Origin of the sequence: Mycolicibacterium palauense (genome assembly GCF_002592005.1) — a bacterium.
Lineage (GTDB): Bacteria > Actinomycetota > Actinomycetes > Mycobacteriales > Mycobacteriaceae > Mycobacterium > Mycobacterium palauense.
In genome coordinates, this window is the sequence record NZ_NVQF01000186.1 from 1 (window position 1) to 1,780 (window position 1,780).

At 65.6% G+C, this 1,780-nt stretch carries 1 protein-coding gene; it reads right to left on the minus strand.

All coding sequences use genetic code 11. The features are described from left to right. Positions 1-160: 160 nt before the first annotated feature. Positions 161-1,708 (minus strand): IS1182 family transposase, encoded by a 1,548-nt coding sequence (locus CSR00_RS29755; RefSeq protein ID WP_099025934.1) that lies wholly within the window; start codon positions 1,706-1,708, stop codon positions 161-163. Positions 1,709-1,780: the final 72 nt, after the last annotated feature.

Here is a 1,780-nt window from a genome sequence, read left to right on the forward strand (position 1 = left end):
TCTAGGAGACTGCTGAAATAGGGGTGTCTGGGGCGGGGTGCCTCAGAGCGCTCTGTGGCGCGTTGGTGGTAGTCAGATCCGAAGGTCGATATTCGAGGGTCATCCCGCGGTGTTGAGCGTGGCACTGAGTGTTGAGTGATGCAAGCGCCAGTTCTGGGGGTCAGGCGATGGCCCAGTGGGTGCCGTTGTGGGTCAGTCCCAGGGTGATCAGGCGGCGCAGGTTCACCGCGGCGGCGCGGTGATGAAGCCAGTGATCATTGCGGCTGACGCCGCGGTAGCGGACCTTGCGGTTGCCGCGGGTCAGCCAGGCAATGGTGCGTTCGACCATCGGGCGGTGTTGTCGGTATTCGTGGAGCCACCTTGGTTTCTGCGATTCTCGGCGAGCTTTGCGTTGGAGCGTGTCATGGGGTTGCAGTTTGACGCTGCGGCCATCGCGGCTGGTGGTGCACTGGGCCCGTAGTGTGCAGCCGCGGCACGCGACACCGAAGGTGGCGTTGCCTTTGGCGCTGATCTGGCGGGTCACCGCCGCCGGGCAGGTAATCGTCCTGGCGCCGTGATCAATCACGAAGTCATCGGTGCTGAACCCACCCACGACAGCCGGGCGCAACGGTGCCGACTTCACCCGATCGACATGCTTGGCCTCGGCCAAGTACGCGCGAAAATCTCCACTGCCGTAAGCCGAATCGCCGAGCACCGTCACCGGCTCGGTCTCCTCGGCGAGCAGGTATTCGGCCACCGCCGCGTCATGGGTGTCCGGGCCGCTGGCCTTGGTCAGCATGCAGTCGGTGATGATCCCGGTGTCGGGTTCGACCGCGATGTGGGCTTTGAAACCGTCCTGGCGGCGGTGCACCGTTTTGTGGGCGTGGCGGGCCTCGGGGTCCGAGGTGGAGATCACCCGGTCCGGGGCCACCCGCGCGGCGATGCGCCACCGGCCGTCGGTGCCATCGGAATCGGTGTCGGGTTCGACGTCTTGGCCGGCGATCAACGCCAACAACGCCACCGCTTCGGCAGCGCGGGCGCCGAGTTCCTGCTCAGGCAGATGACCGAGTAGACGGTGAGCATCGCTGACCAGGGCGTCGACCAACGCCGCCCGGGCCTCAGCGTCATCCCAGGCGATCGCGGGTTTACCCGGGTCGTCGTAATCATGAGCGGTGCAGTTGGCGGCAGCGATCTCGCTGGCACCAGGCACCTCGCGGGCCACCCGGCGGACCGCCCCGATCAACTGGGTCACGGTGTCCTGGGTGGCCACCGCGTCATCGAGGATGGTGGAGTCCAACGCACGGCGGGTCTTGCCTGCCAGTGCACCGGTGGCCGCGACGACCGCTTTGACCGCCTCGAAGATACGATTCGGCCGCTCTGAGGCCGCCAGCCGGCGCCGCCAGTAGGTCAACGTCGTGGAGTGAAATGCCCCGGCGGTGATCGGCAGACCGCAAGCCGCTTTCCACCGCAGATCGAAGGTCACCGCATCGACGGTGTCGTTGTCCGACAACCCGTGCAGAGCCTGCAAGGTGATCACCGAGGCCATCACCTCAGCCGGCACGCTGGGACGTCCCCGCCGCGACGGAAACAGATCGGCGAACATCTCCTCGGGAAACAACTCGCTGCGGTGCGCGGCCAGGAACGCAAACACACTCTCAGCCTTCAAAAGATGCCCGACAACCGATTCGGCATCCAACAACTCACGCTGATCATCAGAGCGGCCCTGCACCCCACCATCATCCCAAAAGCACAGGCCAACCCACCCCCGCCACGCGGGATTAATTCAGCAGTCTCCTAGGGG